Origin of the sequence: Streptomyces halobius (genome assembly GCF_023277745.1) — a bacterium.
Lineage (GTDB): Bacteria > Actinomycetota > Actinomycetes > Streptomycetales > Streptomycetaceae > Streptomyces > Streptomyces halobius.
Map to the genome: position 1 here is coordinate 4,229,229 of NZ_CP086322.1, position 14,801 is coordinate 4,244,029.

The window sequence follows — 14,801 nt, forward strand, 5'->3', positions numbered from 1 at the left end:
TGCTCTGCGCACAACCTGCTGAGAGGAATCCACGTGGCCCGCCTGCGGCGAGGACGGGGACAATGACGCCCCTACCCCTGCCTGGCTTCCGTCACCGCAGCCCAGCTCGCTCAGCCAGACTCCGCACCGCCGTGGCCAGGGCGGTGTCGCTGGTCCGGGCGGCAAGCACAGCGATCACCTCCCGGGCAAAGGGGTCCAGCCGCAGCCGCAGCGGCGCCGCAGCGTCGGCCTCGACCAGGCGCGCGGCTGCCTGATCAGCACGGTCCTGGCGAGCCTCGGCCGCGGCGGCGACCGTCAGCAGGCGGGACCGGTGTGCGCCGCTGAGCGCGGCCAGATCCGCCGCACGGGCGTGGCCCACGGCCTCCTCGGCATCGCCGTACTCGGCGGCGACGGCGGCGCGGGCCGCAACCACCATGGCCAGCTCCCGCGCGCTGGTAGCCCGCCCGGCAGCCGTAGCAAGGAGCCGTTCGGCCTGCTGGCGACGTCCGGCCATGGCCTGGGCGACGGCGGCCAGCACCGGCATCTCCCACCCGGCTCCGGCATCCTCGGCGCGCTCGGCGCGGGCCAGCGCGTATTCCGGCAAGCCGAGGTCGATCAGCAGCCGCACCTCCTCGACCAGCACCGGCAGCTGTTCGCGGGTGCCGGGACGGGCCCGATGCAGCAGCATCCAGGCCAGGTCCTTGTAGCCCAGGCGCCGCAGCAGCCCGGCGCCCAGCACATGCGCCTCCACCCGCAGCCGCATCGCCTCCTCCTGCCCGGCAGCCGGGGCGGTTGCGACCGTGTGGTCCGCCGTCTCGATCAGCTCCGGCAGCGCGAGCGCGAGGCTACGTTCATCGCCCGTCGCATCGGCGTCCGCGGCGGCCCGGGTCCGCTCGGCCAGCTCCTCCAGCCGCGGTCCGGAGGGCGTATCTGAGCGCGGACGGACCAGGCGGCGCCGCAGGTGGAAGGCAACCGCCCGCACCGCCGCATGCTCCTCCCCGCGCGGTGGATAGGGCTGCCCGGTCAGATCCGCGACATCAAGCCGCAAGGCAGCAGCCAGGGCCGCCACCGGACCACGGCGGTCCACCCACTCCAGGCCCGTCTCCAGCCCGGCCACGTAATCGAGATCCAGGCCGGTGCGGGAGGCAAGGCCATCACGGGTCAGCCCCCGGCGAAGACGCCAGGCGGCCAGACGGGCCCCAATCGGACCGCCGGCGGCCGTCTCATCCAGCTCGCGCATCACCAGAATTGCTCGCTACCCAGTCGCCCGGACCGTGTGCTCTGCCAGGACAAAGGCTCGCTCATCTCTCTGAGGGATCCCCTGGTGAGCGCGTATGCCCTTCGCGCCACACATTAATCACACCGGGTGCGCGCGAACAGGCAAGTGATGCGTCCGGACAGGGTGAGGGACGGCCCGGGGGCCGGCAGGACCGCAACGTTCTACCCGGAGTGCCGCAGCCGTTCAAGGAGACGGGCGGTTCCGCGCCTCCAGCTCGAGGGCGTGCCCGTCCAGCGCGAACCTGGAAGTCACGGAGGGGCGCTTCGCGCTGATGGAGTTGGGCAGGGCGGCGGGTAGCCCCTCTTCTGCCGTCCATCCGAATCTCCATGGTGCGCTCTCACTCGCCACGATGGCGTGGCGAGTTCCGTATGGGATGGGGCGACGGGGCGACGCTCAAGATGCCTTACACCACAGTCCACTCCCGGCGGATCGGTACGGCCCTGGGGCGGCTGCACAGGGCGGCTCGCCCAGTGCCCGACGGTGGCGGTTCGGAGGCCGACGCTCCACGGCGGAGTGGCACCGACGCCTCGGACCACTGGCCAACGATAAGAAATGCTGCATCGCAAACCAGTGCTGACGTCGACTGTTAGCGTGGACGGGCTCGCAGAACGACCGTACGACAACAAGCACGGGGAGCGTCCATGGGGGAGTTCGTCAGCGTCGACCCTGAGCGGGTGCGCAAGCTCGCCAACCGCCTGAAGGACCTGGAAGCGGCACTGGCCAGGCACGGTCCGTCCATCCGGAAGAAGTTCCGCGACTGGGAAAGCGACCTCGACGTCTCGCTCATCAGCAAACAGACCCATGCCGTCGGCGACGACGCCCGCGACATGGCCAAGCGCGCCGACCTTGCACGCAACCTTGAGGAACACAGCGAAGACGTCGCGCTGTGCACCCCGGACGGAAACCTGGTCAACATCCCGTGGGACATCAAGGACGTCAAAGCGCAGAGCGCCAAAGAGGCCAAACAGGAAGCCCAAACGCTCAAGACGGCGCTCGACGACCTACAGCACATCAAGTTGACCCCGCCGGGCTCCCGTTTCAAGCTCATCGACCCCCACGCCAAGGACGAGGCCCGGGCAGACATCAAGGCCATCGCCCAGTCGCTCCTCGACCACAAGGACGACCCCGCCTACCTCGCCGCGTTCGCCGATGCCGGCGGCGTCCGCGAAGCCGCTCGCCTCGGCCGTGTCCTCCATCAACAAGACGGCACGCACGGCGGGAAGGTCTTGAGCGACGACTCCACGAAGCTGATAGGTCAGTACGCGCAAGGTGTCAACGGGATCTTTCACCTCCCGAAGAAGGGCAAGAACGCGCTGAGCCAGGCCAGCCTGAAGTCACTCACCCACCCGTCTGGCGGGGACATGTGGTCCGTGGGCATGCTCTTCAAGTACGGGCCATCAGGCGACGCATGGAACCCGAAGGTGCTGTCTGAAGTGGCTGGCTCGATGCTCGATTGGCGCCGGAAACAGAAGGCCATGCGTCTCGATTACGGCAAGCCTTTTCCCCCGCACTCCAACGGTGGCTACGTCGGTCAAGGCGATGCCGCCTGGTACGACTCCCTCGACTTCGACCTCAGCGGAGGCCCCGACGACGACGCCAAGACGGCTGCGGGCATTCGTGCCAACGACCCATCCCTAGCAGTCATTTCACGCCTCGGGCAGAACGCCGAGGCGTCCCGTGATCTTCTCGGTCACAACAGCGCCACCAGCAATCGGTATGCAAGCGACCTCATCGACTTCAGGTGGCAGACCCCTGGCCCGAAGACACTGGACGACTCCGATGCTCCCCGTCGAGTCCTCACCCTTGCTGCCACCGACCTCAGCCCTGAGCACCGGGACCAGTCCGGCCTGGCCGCCGCCAACATTCTGGCGGCGGCGGCCAAGGAGCACAGTGCCTTCGAGGGCCGCAACGGCCATGAGAAGGAAGCATACGAGCACTATCCCAAGGGCACAGCTGCCGCCTTGGCTGGGATCACGGGCACCTGGGCCAGCGACCTCGGCGGCACCGGCGCGTCGGCGACAGATGGCGCGCCTGCCTACCTTGAACACAGCCTTGTCGCCAGGAACACCGATGCGATCAAGGCGATGCAGCTGTTTGCCAAGGACAACCCGCGAGCTGCTGCCCTGTTCGACACGACTCTGCATCAACAGGTTTCTGACGCTGTTGGCAGCAAACACCCTCGTGATCAGCTCACAAAGCTTGGGGCCGCAGCCGGCCTCTTCACGAAGGCGAAGGTCGGGATCAGCTACAAGCAGGCGCAGCAGCTCGACGAGGACCACCAGCTGAAGCTGGACATCCTCAACACCGCCGGAGCCTTTTTCGGCTTTGCTTCCGGGCCGAAGCCGGGTGAGGGAGAAGTTTTCACGGGCGCTGCGAAGGTCGCCGAGAAGGGGTTCGAGTGGTCGCAGAACTTGGTTCTCCTGGGCAGGACAGTCGCCGCGCCGCACCAGGATCCGTTTTCCGTGGATAACGCTGATAAGCAGGAGGACCGCAACGAGGATGACGCGAGAGAGCAGCCCAAGAGGTTCCATCCGTCAATCGCACAAGGAATGATCCGCTCGGGCAAGATAGAGGCTCCCACGGGTAAACCCTGGTACAACCCGGAGACGAAGACCATCTCAGTGAGCCCACAGAATCACCGTGAATTTGACGGCTGGTTCAACCACAACAGTGAGCACAGGCAGCCTTATCTGGACAGCTTCCAGATCGGATTTCTCGGTCCCGAAGGGGCGCTCGATGGCAAGTAGACGAATCCGATCGGCGCTCACAGTGCGGGCAGCCGTCTGCTGCACCAGCGTCCTCGTGTTGTCGCTCAGCGCCTGCACAAGCGATTCCGCAAAGAAGAACGCGCCAATTGGGATCCCCACCCCCAAGCTCGGCAAGGTCGTACCCTTTAACCTCACCACTGAGCACCACGCCACCCAGGCTGCTGGCGACCCTCTGTTCGGGGAGATTACCGCGGGTCGCTCTGGCGACTTCTATATGTCGGCGGAGACCACCAGAGTCAACGGCATTGTTCGTGTCTCGTCGGATGGCAAAGCTACCTCCCTCCCTGCTCCAGGCCCCGCCGACGACTCTCCGCAGATCTCGGGAATGACGACGACACCCGACGGTGACCTGCTGGTCGGCAAGAAGAGAAACATCTACCGACTCACACCCAGTGGCAAAACCAAAGCGGTCATCAAGACCAATATCGCCGACCCGGGCCCAATGGGGGTGCGGCCTGACGGGGCCATTGTGATCGAGAGCGAGGGGAGCCTCTGGTCCATTGCCCATGGGAAGACGAGCCTGCTGTATAAGGGGTCCGTTTCCGACGAAGAGAACTTGGCAACGCTTCGCGGCAAACTCCGGGGTGCCCTCGACACTTCTGGGACCGTCTATGCTGCAGTCGGCAGGTACCTGCCCGACATCGTCGTCATCCCCCAGGGCAAGAAGCCCCACCGCTGGGGACTTCGTGGAAACGTCCCGGGAACGTCGGTGCCGCTTTCCACGCTCACACCGCTAACGCTTGCGCAGGCGCACGATGGTGGCGTCTACATTCTCGCCGCAACTGGCTTCCCGACATCCCACCACAGCACCGGCTATGTCCTGTACGTCAAGGACGACACCGTGAAGTTGGCGACCAAGGCTCCGTTTACAGGGAAGAGCAACTCGTGCAGCCCGGGGAAGGAGTACTCGGTAGACCATGTTCCGTGCATCCTCCCGTGGTACGTCGTCGAAAGCGGCAACCGGCTGCTGCTCCTTGGTAACCACAAGGCCGATAGTCGTGTCGTTCCGCTCGCCCTCCGCGCCGTCACGAAGTGAAGGAGTAGCCCGTGGGTATCGCACCCCAGGACCGGCTCGAAACGCTGTGCCGGAACGACATGGACGCCATCGAAAGAGATGTCGCGGCCATCAAGGCGGCCATGAAGAAGGTCGACGAGATGATGCCGCATACGTGGACCGGCAAAAACGCGGAGCATTGGCGGATGGCGTACGAGGCGCGTATGAGGCAGCTGAGAAACCTCTTCGAGGCATTCCCGGCTGAGGAGAAGAAGCTGGTGGAGAAGGCACGGAAGGAGCAGGAGAAGCTGGACCAGAAGATGCACGGTGGGAACGTGTAGCAACAGGGCGTATGGAAAGAGGCCCGCAGCAGCGTAGGACCGGTTGATGGATGCTCAGCTGGCGGGTTCGACTGTAAGCCGCTACCGGGGCGGTCCTCGGTCGCGGCGTGCGCGGGTGATGTCGGAACCGTCCGGGGCGTCGGTAGCGTCATGATGCGTGCATCGGACGATGGACAGCCTGAATGAGGTGAGCTACGTGGATGGAGATGGTGGCGGCCACCATCATCACAACGGCGACAGTTCCGACAGCGGGGATGGCGGAGGCGGGGGCGCATCCGATATCTGGGTCTTCCTTGCCTCAGTCGTAACCGGGATCGTCATGCTTGTCTGGGTCTACCGCTGACCAACGGCCGCTCCGCATCGGCCGTCGCTATCGGCACCGCAGCACTGCGCCAGGCAGAGGCTGTCGCCGCACCCTCTGTGTCAGCGCCTCACCAAGCGCCTGGTCTACCGCGTACGCCATGCCACCTCCCCTTGTCCGCTTGGGCTTTGAGGTGGCGGCCGTGATGTTGCGTGTCTGATGTTGGTATCGGCTGATGGTGCGATAACGTCCATGGTGCAAGCGGGATTGCCGTTTGCCTCTGCGATACGGGGAGGAACACCATGGAACGCGGTGCAGATCTTCAGAGGCTCCGGGAGCTCTCGAAGGACTTCAACAAGAAGGCCACTGAGCTCCGAGCCCTGGTGAAGTTCTTGGACGGCAACACCAACGGCAGCGAGGGCTTCTGGAAGGGGCCGAAGGCTAACCAGTTCCGCCAGGAGTGGTCTGAGGCCAGGCCCATGTTCGACAAGTTCGCGGACACGCTGGACTCTGCGAGCAAGTCCGCCAGCACCAGCGCGGACAACATCGAGCGGGCCACCTGAGCCGAGAAGTCCAGCACGGAGAAGCAAGGCCGGTGTCCCACCTGCAGGGTGGGACACCGGCCTCCGTACTGTCCGCCATTTATGCGTCCATGACGCATTGGATGGGGCTGAAACCGCCAGCGGCTACGAACAGTCCGCTGCCGATGGGCCCTCCGCTGCTGTTCGCCGGCAGCCGGACGTTGAACAGCTCGCCGTCTTGGGCACTTTGCGGGGTGAGCAGGATGCCGTTGCGCGACTTGCGGGCGCTGACGGCGAAGCCGCGGTACTGGGAAGACAAGGTGTCCGTCGTGCCGGCGGCGATGAGCGCGTGGTCGCCGTCCATGCCGTTGCGGATGATGGTCTCCAGTGCCTCGTCCAGAGTGGTGTCGTAGAGGAGTTCTGCGTCATCGACCACGACGACGTACGTGCGCCCGTCTGCCTTGTCCACCAGCTCCTGGAGATCGTCCTCCGTACCTTCGGTGCCCTGCAGGAGCCCCAGCACACCGTCCTCGCCTTCGAGGCTCCGCAGTGGCGACTTGCGCGGCGTGATCAGCACAAGGGGCGTTCCGATGCGCAGCAGGGATCTCGCGGCGGTTACGAGGGCGGTGGAGCGGCCCGATTTCGGAGGGCCGGCGATGACGAAGCCAGGACCTGCCGCCTCCAAATCGATGCCGATGGGCTGGAGTTCGTCGCCGCCGACTGCGAGCAGGGCCCACAGCGGCGACGGTGGCTCAAAGTCGGGGGCAAGGGCGTAGGTCTCCTGGGCTGTGATCCGCTGCGGCAGTGCGTCCACGCGCATCGGGCGCAGTTGGGCTGGGAGACGGTCTTGGTGCATCTGCCGTGCTGTGTCGGCGATTTCTCGCAGTGCACGTACTTGTGCCTGCCCTGCTGGGTCGTCGGTCAGCAGCGCGATCTGAGTTTCCTCTGCGCCATTGTCGGTCAGACGCAGTGCCCGCCCGTTTGGCATTTCCTTCGGCACGTCACGTGTCTGGAAGCCGGCAGTGGAGTAGTCACTGGGGTCCGTGAGGCGCAGCACTATGCGCTCGGCGAAGGAGGATGCGACATGGCCGCTCAGGCCGCTGCGGTCGGCCGTCATGACGACCTTGAGGCCAACGGCTGAGCCTTCTCGGAAGAGGCGCTGAGCGGCTTCGATGAGCTGTCCGTAGTTGTAGTCCTCAAACGCTTGGGTGAAGCCCTCCCAGCCGTCCAGCAGGAGCACCATCCATGGGAGGCGGTCGTCCCGTGCTGCGGCCGCGCGCTGTTCAGCTGCGCTGGATGCTCCCTCCATGGCCAGCATCTGCTGGCGGCGGGATACCTCGGCGAGGAGACGGTCGATAAGTCGACGGACCCGGTCGGGCTGGTCGCGGGTGACCACGGCACCGACGTGAGGCAGGGAGACGAGGGGCAGCAGGGCGTTGGAGCCGCAGTCGATGCCATAGACGTGAACGTCGCGCGGGGCCGTCGTACGGGCCAGAGATCCGGCGAGCGTACGCAGAGCGGTGGATCGCCCGGAGCGAGCGCCCCCGACGAGCATCGTGTGCTCGCCGTGGACCAGGTCCAGGGCGAACGGGGCACGTCGTTGCTGAGCTGGGAGGTCGGTGAGACCGAAGGGAATCGGCGCGACGTCCCCATCCTCTGGCGCCGGCGTACCCATCCCGTGCACCGCGTCGAGGGTGATGCGCTCAGGCAGAGGAGGCAGCCAGGGGCTGCGCGGCTGTGCGAAGCCCATGCTCTCGGCGCCCTCGCGGACCGCGTCCACGAGGACGGCAAGGTCGGTGACCATGGAGCCGTCGTCGTCGGAACTTGCCGCCACGGGCAGGGGGCGGCTGTACGACGACCAGTCGAGAGGCCTCAGGCTCGCCTTGGGGCCAGACGTCCCATCGCTGGGACGCCGGCCACCGATCCGGGCCGACTGCACGGCGACGAGCGACTGTGCGCCGGAGCGCACGTACCCCCGGCCGGGCGTGGACTTGGCGATCGAGGCTGCGTCCGCGGCGTCGATGACGTCCATGGACTCGGAGCCGTCCGTGACGCGGAGTGCGATGCGCAGGTTGGTGTTGGCGCGGATGTCGGCGCTGACCACACCGGCGGGGCGCTGGGTCGCCAGAATCATATGCAGGCCCAAGGAGCGTCCACGCCGCCCGATGTCGACCAGGCCCTCGACGAAGTCCGGCAGCTCGGCGACCAGTGAGGCGAACTCGTCGGTGATCAAGACGAGCCGGGGCAGCGGTTCGAGTTCTGGGCGCAGCTTGCGTGTGTCGTTGTAGTCCTCGATGTCCTTGGCACCGGCGTCGAGGAGGATCTCCTCGCGGCGCTTGAGTTCGGCGGCCAGCGAGGACAAGGCCCGTTCGGTCAGATGGGCATCGAGGTCACTGACCATGCCGACGGTGTGCGGCAGCCGCGCACAGTCCATGAAGGCGCTGCCGCCCTTGTAGTCGATCAGGACGTAGTTCAGGGCATCCGGCCGGTTCGCGACAGCGAGGGACGCGATGATGGTCTGCAGCAGCTCGGATTTACCTGCTCCAGTCGTGCCAGCAACGAGAGCGTGTGGGCCATCGCGCCGGATGTCCAAGTGGAAGGGGCCATCCGCCGCGATACCGATGGGCACCTCGGTCGTCGAGCCGCCGGCCCGCCACACCTGCTCAATGTCCGCTCCTGTGGGGTTGGGCATCGCGAGCAGGGACAGCAGACGTGCCGCAGTGGGCAACGCGCTGTCAGCGTCGTCACGGCTGACATCCCGTACCGGAGCAAGCGAACGAGCGACGAGTTCACACCACTCCACCGTGACCTGATCGGCCACAACATCGCCCAGCCGCTCCAGGCCGGAACCACGCATCAGCAGGCGTGTGGAGGATTGCGGCGTCCAGCAAACGGCGGCCATGCACTCCTCAGGAAGCAGCCGCTCGTCCTCATCAATGCACAGAGCGAAAATGCCGTGCTCCGGTCCTTCTTGCAGTAGCTGAGGGACCCCTGGCATGCGCCGCAGCAGTCGAGCACCATCCAGCACGACGAGAATGTGCGGATCGGAACGCAGAGTGCCCATCGACCGCTGGTTCTGGCTTGCGGCCTTCCGCCTGCTCAACTCATTGAGCAACTCATTGACGCGGCGCGCGATGGCCTCGGAATCCGATCCGACCAGCGCGATGCAGTCCTGGCCCTGTTGCGGAACGGTGTGCGGCAGCCAGTGCGCCCAACCCCACTCAGCCCCGGCCTCCCCTGTAGAGGAGAGCACGACCATGGAGAGATCTCGCGGGCTGTGCAGCGCCGCGGCCTGCACCGCGAGCCACCGAGCAGTGGCCAGGGTCCGGACGCGGTCCCCGGCAACACCGATCACGCCGAGCTCCGGGAACGGCAAGGCGACCGGGACGTCGGCCAACAGCGGAGGTTGCGGCGCCTCATCGTCATGCTGATAGCCACGCCCCATCGCCAGCTCGATGTCCGCGGACAACACGCCAACACCGACCCGAAGTTGCATCACATCCGGGTCCGTGAGCCGACGCTCCCACAGCCGGCGGCGGGGGCCCGTAGCGAACAGCATCACTTCCGCCGGGTCGGGATGACTAGTTCGGCGCCATCGCTGCTCTTCTTTGCCGATGCGTTTCAACTCGGCTTCGTGGGCGGCGAGATCCTTCTTGTACTGCTTCAGCGACGTCTTGTTCTTCTTCTTGCCTTCCCGGTTGTCGCTCAACCACTGCCCGAACATCATCAGCGGGCTCATCAGGCAGAACAGGAGCATGTAGACCTGATCGGTGATGAAGTACATGGCCAGGCCGAAGAGCAAGGGCATGAACGCCGCGATCATTTGAAAGCGCGCACGTTCGGCCCGACTGGGCAGCACCGGCACGATGAGCCGAGGCCGCGGCCTCATCGGGGACAAGCGAGGCGGACGGTTGTAGGCGAGACCGCCCTCCCCGGTGGGAGATAGGTGAGCGTCTGGTTCGCCGGGCACATCAAGGACGAACAGCGACTCGCTGATACGAACGACGCCTCCGAGTGGCCAGGCCGGCTCGCCTGTCACTGGCTTGTCGTCGAGTGAGAGCTCCACCCCAGGCTGTGGGGCGAGCGTGACCCGTCCTTCGACGTCAACCATCACGCGGGCCGCTACCGGCGGCAGCGCCGGGTCGGCTACAGGAAGGGTGCATGCAAGCCCGGAGCCAAGGGTTGCCACTCCGGCTGCCAGCCGGACGACCCTACCGGAACCTGGGCCGCCCGCCACCCGCAGTTCGTAGCACCCATCGGGCTCGCCGCCGCGCATGAACGGTCCGACGGAGTCGTCAATGGATATGCGCGCGCCGTCCGTTAGCACTGAAGAGGCAAGCGTCCTGGGGTCGCACCGAGTGCCGTCGACCCAGAGGTGGGGCGCCGTCGGCGTCTTGCCAGTGCTTGCGGCTCCTGGGGATGAGCGTGGGCCGGTCAGGGGTACGACAACGGAACGCAGTGGGCGGGGGGCGATATCCCGCTCAGGCGCGAAGTCCGTCGCCATCGCCTCTGCCACATCGGCGACGCACGCTTCTTCATCAGCGAGAACCATGATGTCCTGCGGTACGGCCCCCTCTCGCACAGCCGTCACCAGGACTCGCATACCAGTCACCCTCCCCGTCGGCCATCCCTCGCACCTGCCACCGGAAGCTATCTGCTTGGGGCCGGCGAACTCTGGAAACTCTACGCACCAACGAGACACGAGCCGAGGTGGGCGTCGACTGCGCGCCCCACACGGTCGCCGGGCATCTACCGATAGGTCGGCCGTTGGTAGGGCTGACCGCCAACTGTGCCAGGTTCCGTGGCCCGGAGGAATCACCATGGGCATTCAACGAGCACTGCTGAAACGCCAACCGCTGAGAACGGGTCGGCACTGCTGTTCAGGCCGTCGAGATCGCCGGACCCCGAGTAGGGAATTCAGCCGGGCACACACTGACCATGGCCAGTAAATGTCAAGCTCTGGTTCGAGGCATACAAGCGTCCTTCTGCGAGTCCTGTCTTCGAGATGAGCGCGGACCGATCTTCGCTGTCCGTTACTTCAGGAGAAAATCTCCAGCCATGCCTTACGAGATACGCCGTACTCTTCTTGAGGAGAGAGTCATTGCTCTGACTCTCGTCCGGATCCCAGCCGACGACTCGCACGTCAAACTGCAACCTGCCTCCGCCGTGTTCGGTCGGCGTACCGAATTCATCTTCGGGATAAACGACATCGGGCGTCGCCGCTTTAATCGCTGCCCGAATGTCACCAGAGATTACTTTCTGGGCGCCTTGAAGGGTCATGAATTCCATTTCTACCTTTCAAGAAGTTCGATGCGAGCGCCGGCGGCGGTTCGGGAATCATCGTCAGAGGAGCGCCCCACGCATGGCGTCCGCACCCTCATCCGCGGTCCACCACTCCAGCGAATGAGATAGTGGGTGCCTCGACACCGAACGTTCCACCGCCAACATTTAGTTTCCCCGCGTAGAGCGCAGTCGCCTCGTCATTCTGGGGCCTGTCGGCCACAGCCCAACCAGCTCTGTTCAGCTCTTGGGCGAGCCGTGCTTGAAGCTCGGACGCCGGTCTGGCGTCAGTGGCATCGAAGGCGGTAAGAGCGACAACCTCTGTTGAAACAGACGACGGAATTTCCAGAACGGTTCCATTGGGGAAGAGTGAGGAGAGCACCGTCCTGACTTCGTTAGCCAACTCGGTGGGAGCCTTATCGGTAGCCATGAGAAAACCTCCGGATCTATCCAATGGAATCTAATCCCTCGCGAAACTTTGGGTACTCCTAGGGGGTCAGGAAATCAATCACAGAGTCGACCACCTTAACGCTTTCATCGGCTATCGATTTCCCCGTGTCGCCGAAAAGCTGACGAACGTTATTTTGGAGGCGATCGATTTCCAGCATCTTGACCTCCGGGTAGGTCACAACATCCAAGAGTTTGCTGACAGTGAACTGTGACCCGTTGGCGGCTATATTTGCGACCCAGTCAGGGGCCCCCACGTTCTTTACTCCCTGGTAAGCCTGCTTATGTGCAAGTTCACCGGACAAGTAAGTCAGCTCGTTCTTGAGATCCTCTGGCTTCACCCGGTCCAGCATGTTGTGTTTATTGAGGATGCCGTGGATCGGGCCTAGGGCCTCAGGGATCGACATCCTGCCGTTGAGGATGTTCTGCACGATCGGGTCAAGATCTGCCCCCATCTTTATAACTATTTTGGGAGGTATCTTGGAGTGCAGGAAGGTAACGAGTTTCCGTACTTCCGCTGCACCCACCATTTCTTGGTCGAGCGTGGTGTGCGTAAGCTCCAGATGCTTTGAACCCTTGAACAAGATTCTCTGCAGATTAGCTTGCGCTTTCGTGCCCTCCTTATAGTACTCGGAGTGGTTAATGGCTCCGTCCGTTGCCAAGCGGGTGATGTCCTTGAAGTCTGCGGGATCCTTCCCATGGCCCTGGGTGTACGAGACAGGGTCCTCTGGCGCTCGCATTGCGTAGAATTTCGTGCTGGGCATGTTGAAGTCTGCGACAGAGTTGATGTTGGGGCCGAGTCCGGGACTCCCCATGAATACGACGCTGTCGATGTCCTTCATTCCCTTTTGCAGGGCCTTGCTTGTCACAAGGGTTCCGTAGCTGTGTGCAAAAATATTGACATTTGCATCTTCTTGCAGGTTTACCGAAACCCCCTGCCGGAAGTCAGCAAGTTGCTTCCCGCCAACTTCCGCCTTCGCCGGGTCAACCGAATCGCCCACCTCGGGGGTGTCGTAACCCATCCAACTGACAACTGCGCTATCCGTGCGCTCCAGTCCCTTGCCGTCATCCATCAGCTGGTACCCGTCCCTACTGAACGAGTCAAAGTTATCCAGTCTGTTCGTGATCCCCGGCACCCGGAACGCTACGTTCTTTGCGCTCTCCAGTTCGCCGACCACTTCAGCAACTCGGCCGTCCGCGTACGGAGACGACTTCGCGTCGGATTTCGTGCCGAAGTGTGCATCGAACACGAGAAACTGTCGCGGAACTTCAATCTCGACTTTCCTGCGGGTGTCCGGATCGCGCACCGTTTTCACTCTTCGGTTCATGAAACCTCTAAGCGTATCCACGCGATCTTTTGTACGCTTGTAGGCAGGGTTATTTTTTGCAAGCCCATTCAGGTAATTGGATTCTTTTTCGTATTCCTCCTGAATGGAGATGCGGTTCGCGGCGAACCGCAGCTTTGCCGGCACGCCATCGAGGTTCCCGACCGTTTTGGGCTTGGCTGCGGCCAGCGCGGCGCCCTGTGCTGGGGAGAGCTTGTCGAAGTAGTCCTTTACCGCTTGAGCTCTTTCCTTGGGTGTGTCGCGCTTGTGCGCGTTGAGTACTTTCTGGAGTCCTGGGGCAAGCTTGTTGCCCTCCCCCTTCTCGGCCAAGCCGTCGGGAAGCCCAAAGGCTGACAACGATTCAAAGGGGGACTCAGAGGGAGACCTGAGCATCCTGGCTCGTGATCTGAGGTCCTTCGCCGTGTCTCCCAACCATGCCGCCAGCTGCGTCAGGCCGGATACTTGACTGCTGACCTGCAGGGTTCTCGCCCGGGTGCTCAGGCGAGGAATCTCCCCAGCTTTGCTGTCCATCGACTTTGCCAGTCGGTCGAGCATCTCCGGATCTGCCAGAACCATCGCCATGGTCGAGTACCGTAACGTCCTTGAGGGGGTCATGGGCAACCTTGGCCCAATTACTCGAAGAAATAGGGGGTTTGTCTTGACTGACGAAGCTGAGCGCCTGCGGGCCCTGGCCACAGACGTACGCACTCTGCTCGATAGCGTGATCAGAATCGCAGGAGGCAACGGAACTTCCCCCGACGGGCGATGGCAAGGGCCACATGCGGACAAGACCCGGGGTGAGCTAGGCGTCCGTAAGGGGAAGTTGAAGGCCATGGCCGACACGCTGGATGCGGAAGCCAGCAGACGTCAGAAGCGTGACAAGTAGCGCCGCCAGCCAAGCGTGCGGCTCTCCGCTTCCTGCGACTCACCCCTTCCAGTCCGGATTACGGAGGCAGTCGGTAACCAAATTGGCTCTGAGGATCGGAACATCCTTGCCGGACCGGAGCCTGGAGGGCCACGCCAGGAGTTCAGCCGTGCCAGCAACTCCATGCTTGGAAAGCGTGGCTGACCGCTCTTTGCCCTCATGGCTCCTCCGTTTGACCTTCCAGCCCTTGTCCGTCAGGTAGTCGACGGCCTTGTTGGCCAGCTCGGAGGGGGAGCGGTGTTCCGAAGTGTCTCCTACGGCCTCGTAGGACACAGCGGAGTAGATCTTGCTGGCGTCCCTGCTGTCCACGAAGTCGGGACCGCCGCAGTTGGCGTCGGAGCCGGGGTCCTCATCGATCTCCACACCAGGCATGGTTGCTTTGAGTGCGGCAACCGGGTCAGCACGCAGCGCCGCGATCGCCTGCTCCGGGGTCAGGCCGGTGTCTTCCTTGGAACCTTGGCCGATCGAGCAGCCGCCAATCGTGCCTATCAGAGTCAGCGTCAATGCCGCACGGCCTGTGTTCCGGACCAAACCACCGCGCGGGCGTATGCGAAACCGGCCAAGCCATCGGTTTCGCTCTCCCTGAGGGGCGCGGCCGGGCCTTGCGCGCGAGGTGATCGGCGCGATGGCAGTGGGCAGGA

The 14,801-nt window shown here is 64.1% G+C and carries 10 protein-coding genes; 4 read left to right on the forward strand and 6 right to left on the reverse strand.

Translation table 11 applies throughout. The features are described 5' to 3' along the window. Window positions 1-91: 91 nt before the first annotated feature. A complete protein-coding gene (locus K9S39_RS19210) occupies window positions 92-1,219 on the reverse strand; it encodes a helix-turn-helix domain-containing protein (RefSeq protein ID WP_248864602.1) in 1,128 nt (375 codons plus the stop codon). Window positions 1,220-1,899: 680 nt separating this feature from the next. Between K9S39_RS19210 and K9S39_RS19215 the strand changes: the two genes are divergently transcribed. From K9S39_RS19215 to K9S39_RS19230, 4 genes are all read left to right on the forward strand, one after another. Further along, entirely contained in the window at window positions 1,900-4,005 is a 2,106-nt protein-coding gene (locus K9S39_RS19215) for a hypothetical protein (RefSeq protein WP_248864603.1), read from the forward strand. Continuing rightward, entirely contained in the window at window positions 3,995-5,062 is a 1,068-nt protein-coding gene (locus tag K9S39_RS19220; RefSeq protein ID WP_248864604.1) for an SMP-30/gluconolactonase/LRE family protein, read from the forward strand. The genes K9S39_RS19215 and K9S39_RS19220 overlap by 11 nt, the downstream gene beginning before the upstream one ends. Window positions 5,063-5,073: 11 nt before the next feature. Continuing rightward, entirely contained in the window at window positions 5,074-5,361 is a 288-nt protein-coding gene (locus tag K9S39_RS19225) for a hypothetical protein (protein WP_248864605.1), read from the forward strand. A 603-nt stretch (window positions 5,362-5,964) separates the two neighbouring features. Further along, window positions 5,965-6,225: a WXG100 family type VII secretion target gene (locus K9S39_RS19230; protein WP_248864606.1), complete on the forward strand. Its 261-nt coding sequence runs from the start codon at window positions 5,965-5,967 to the stop codon at window positions 6,223-6,225. 79 nt (window positions 6,226-6,304) lie between these two features. Here K9S39_RS19230 and K9S39_RS19235 read toward each other — a convergent pair whose 3' ends face one another. The 5 genes from K9S39_RS19235 to K9S39_RS19255 form a co-directional block, all read right to left on the reverse strand. Next, window positions 6,305-9,991 (reverse strand): FtsK/SpoIIIE domain-containing protein, encoded by a 3,687-nt coding sequence (locus tag K9S39_RS19235; RefSeq protein WP_248864607.1) that lies wholly within the window; start codon window positions 9,989-9,991, stop codon window positions 6,305-6,307. A gap of 1,109 nt (window positions 9,992-11,100) precedes the next feature. Next, complete coding sequence (locus K9S39_RS19240) at window positions 11,101-11,472, reverse strand: hypothetical protein (RefSeq protein WP_248864608.1); 372 nt, start codon at window positions 11,470-11,472, stop codon at window positions 11,101-11,103. Between the two features lie 88 nt (window positions 11,473-11,560). Beyond that, window positions 11,561-11,893, reverse strand: coding sequence for a hypothetical protein (locus K9S39_RS19245; protein ID WP_248864609.1), 333 nt, complete (start codon window positions 11,891-11,893; stop codon window positions 11,561-11,563). A gap of 58 nt (window positions 11,894-11,951) precedes the next feature. Beyond that, window positions 11,952-13,817 (reverse strand): alpha/beta hydrolase, encoded by a 1,866-nt coding sequence (locus K9S39_RS19250; protein ID WP_248864610.1) that lies wholly within the window; start codon window positions 13,815-13,817, stop codon window positions 11,952-11,954. 343 nt (window positions 13,818-14,160) lie between these two features. Continuing rightward, window positions 14,161-14,664 (reverse strand): hypothetical protein, encoded by a 504-nt coding sequence (locus K9S39_RS19255; protein WP_248864611.1) that lies wholly within the window; start codon window positions 14,662-14,664, stop codon window positions 14,161-14,163. Window positions 14,665-14,801 lie beyond the last annotated feature (137 nt).

Coding starts and splice junctions, on each gene's coding strand:
- K9S39_RS19230 (WP_248864606.1), top strand. CDS start 5,965: ATGGAACGCGGTGCAGATCTTCAGAGGCTCCGGGAGCTCTCGAAGGAC.
- K9S39_RS19220 (WP_248864604.1), top strand. CDS start 3,995: ATGGCAAGTAGACGAATCCGATCGGCGCTCACAGTGCGGGCAGCCGTC.
- K9S39_RS19245 (WP_248864609.1), bottom strand. CDS start 11,893: ATGGCTACCGATAAGGCTCCCACCGAGTTGGCTAACGAAGTCAGGACG.
- K9S39_RS19215 (WP_248864603.1), top strand. CDS start 1,900: ATGGGGGAGTTCGTCAGCGTCGACCCTGAGCGGGTGCGCAAGCTCGCC.
- K9S39_RS19250 (WP_248864610.1), bottom strand. CDS start 13,817: ATGGCGATGGTTCTGGCAGATCCGGAGATGCTCGACCGACTGGCAAAG.
- K9S39_RS19235 (WP_248864607.1), bottom strand. CDS start 9,991: ATGCCCTTGCTCTTCGGCCTGGCCATGTACTTCATCACCGATCAGGTC.
- K9S39_RS19210 (WP_248864602.1), bottom strand. CDS start 1,219: ATGCGCGAGCTGGATGAGACGGCCGCCGGCGGTCCGATTGGGGCCCGT.
- K9S39_RS19240 (WP_248864608.1), bottom strand. CDS start 11,472: ATGGAATTCATGACCCTTCAAGGCGCCCAGAAAGTAATCTCTGGTGAC.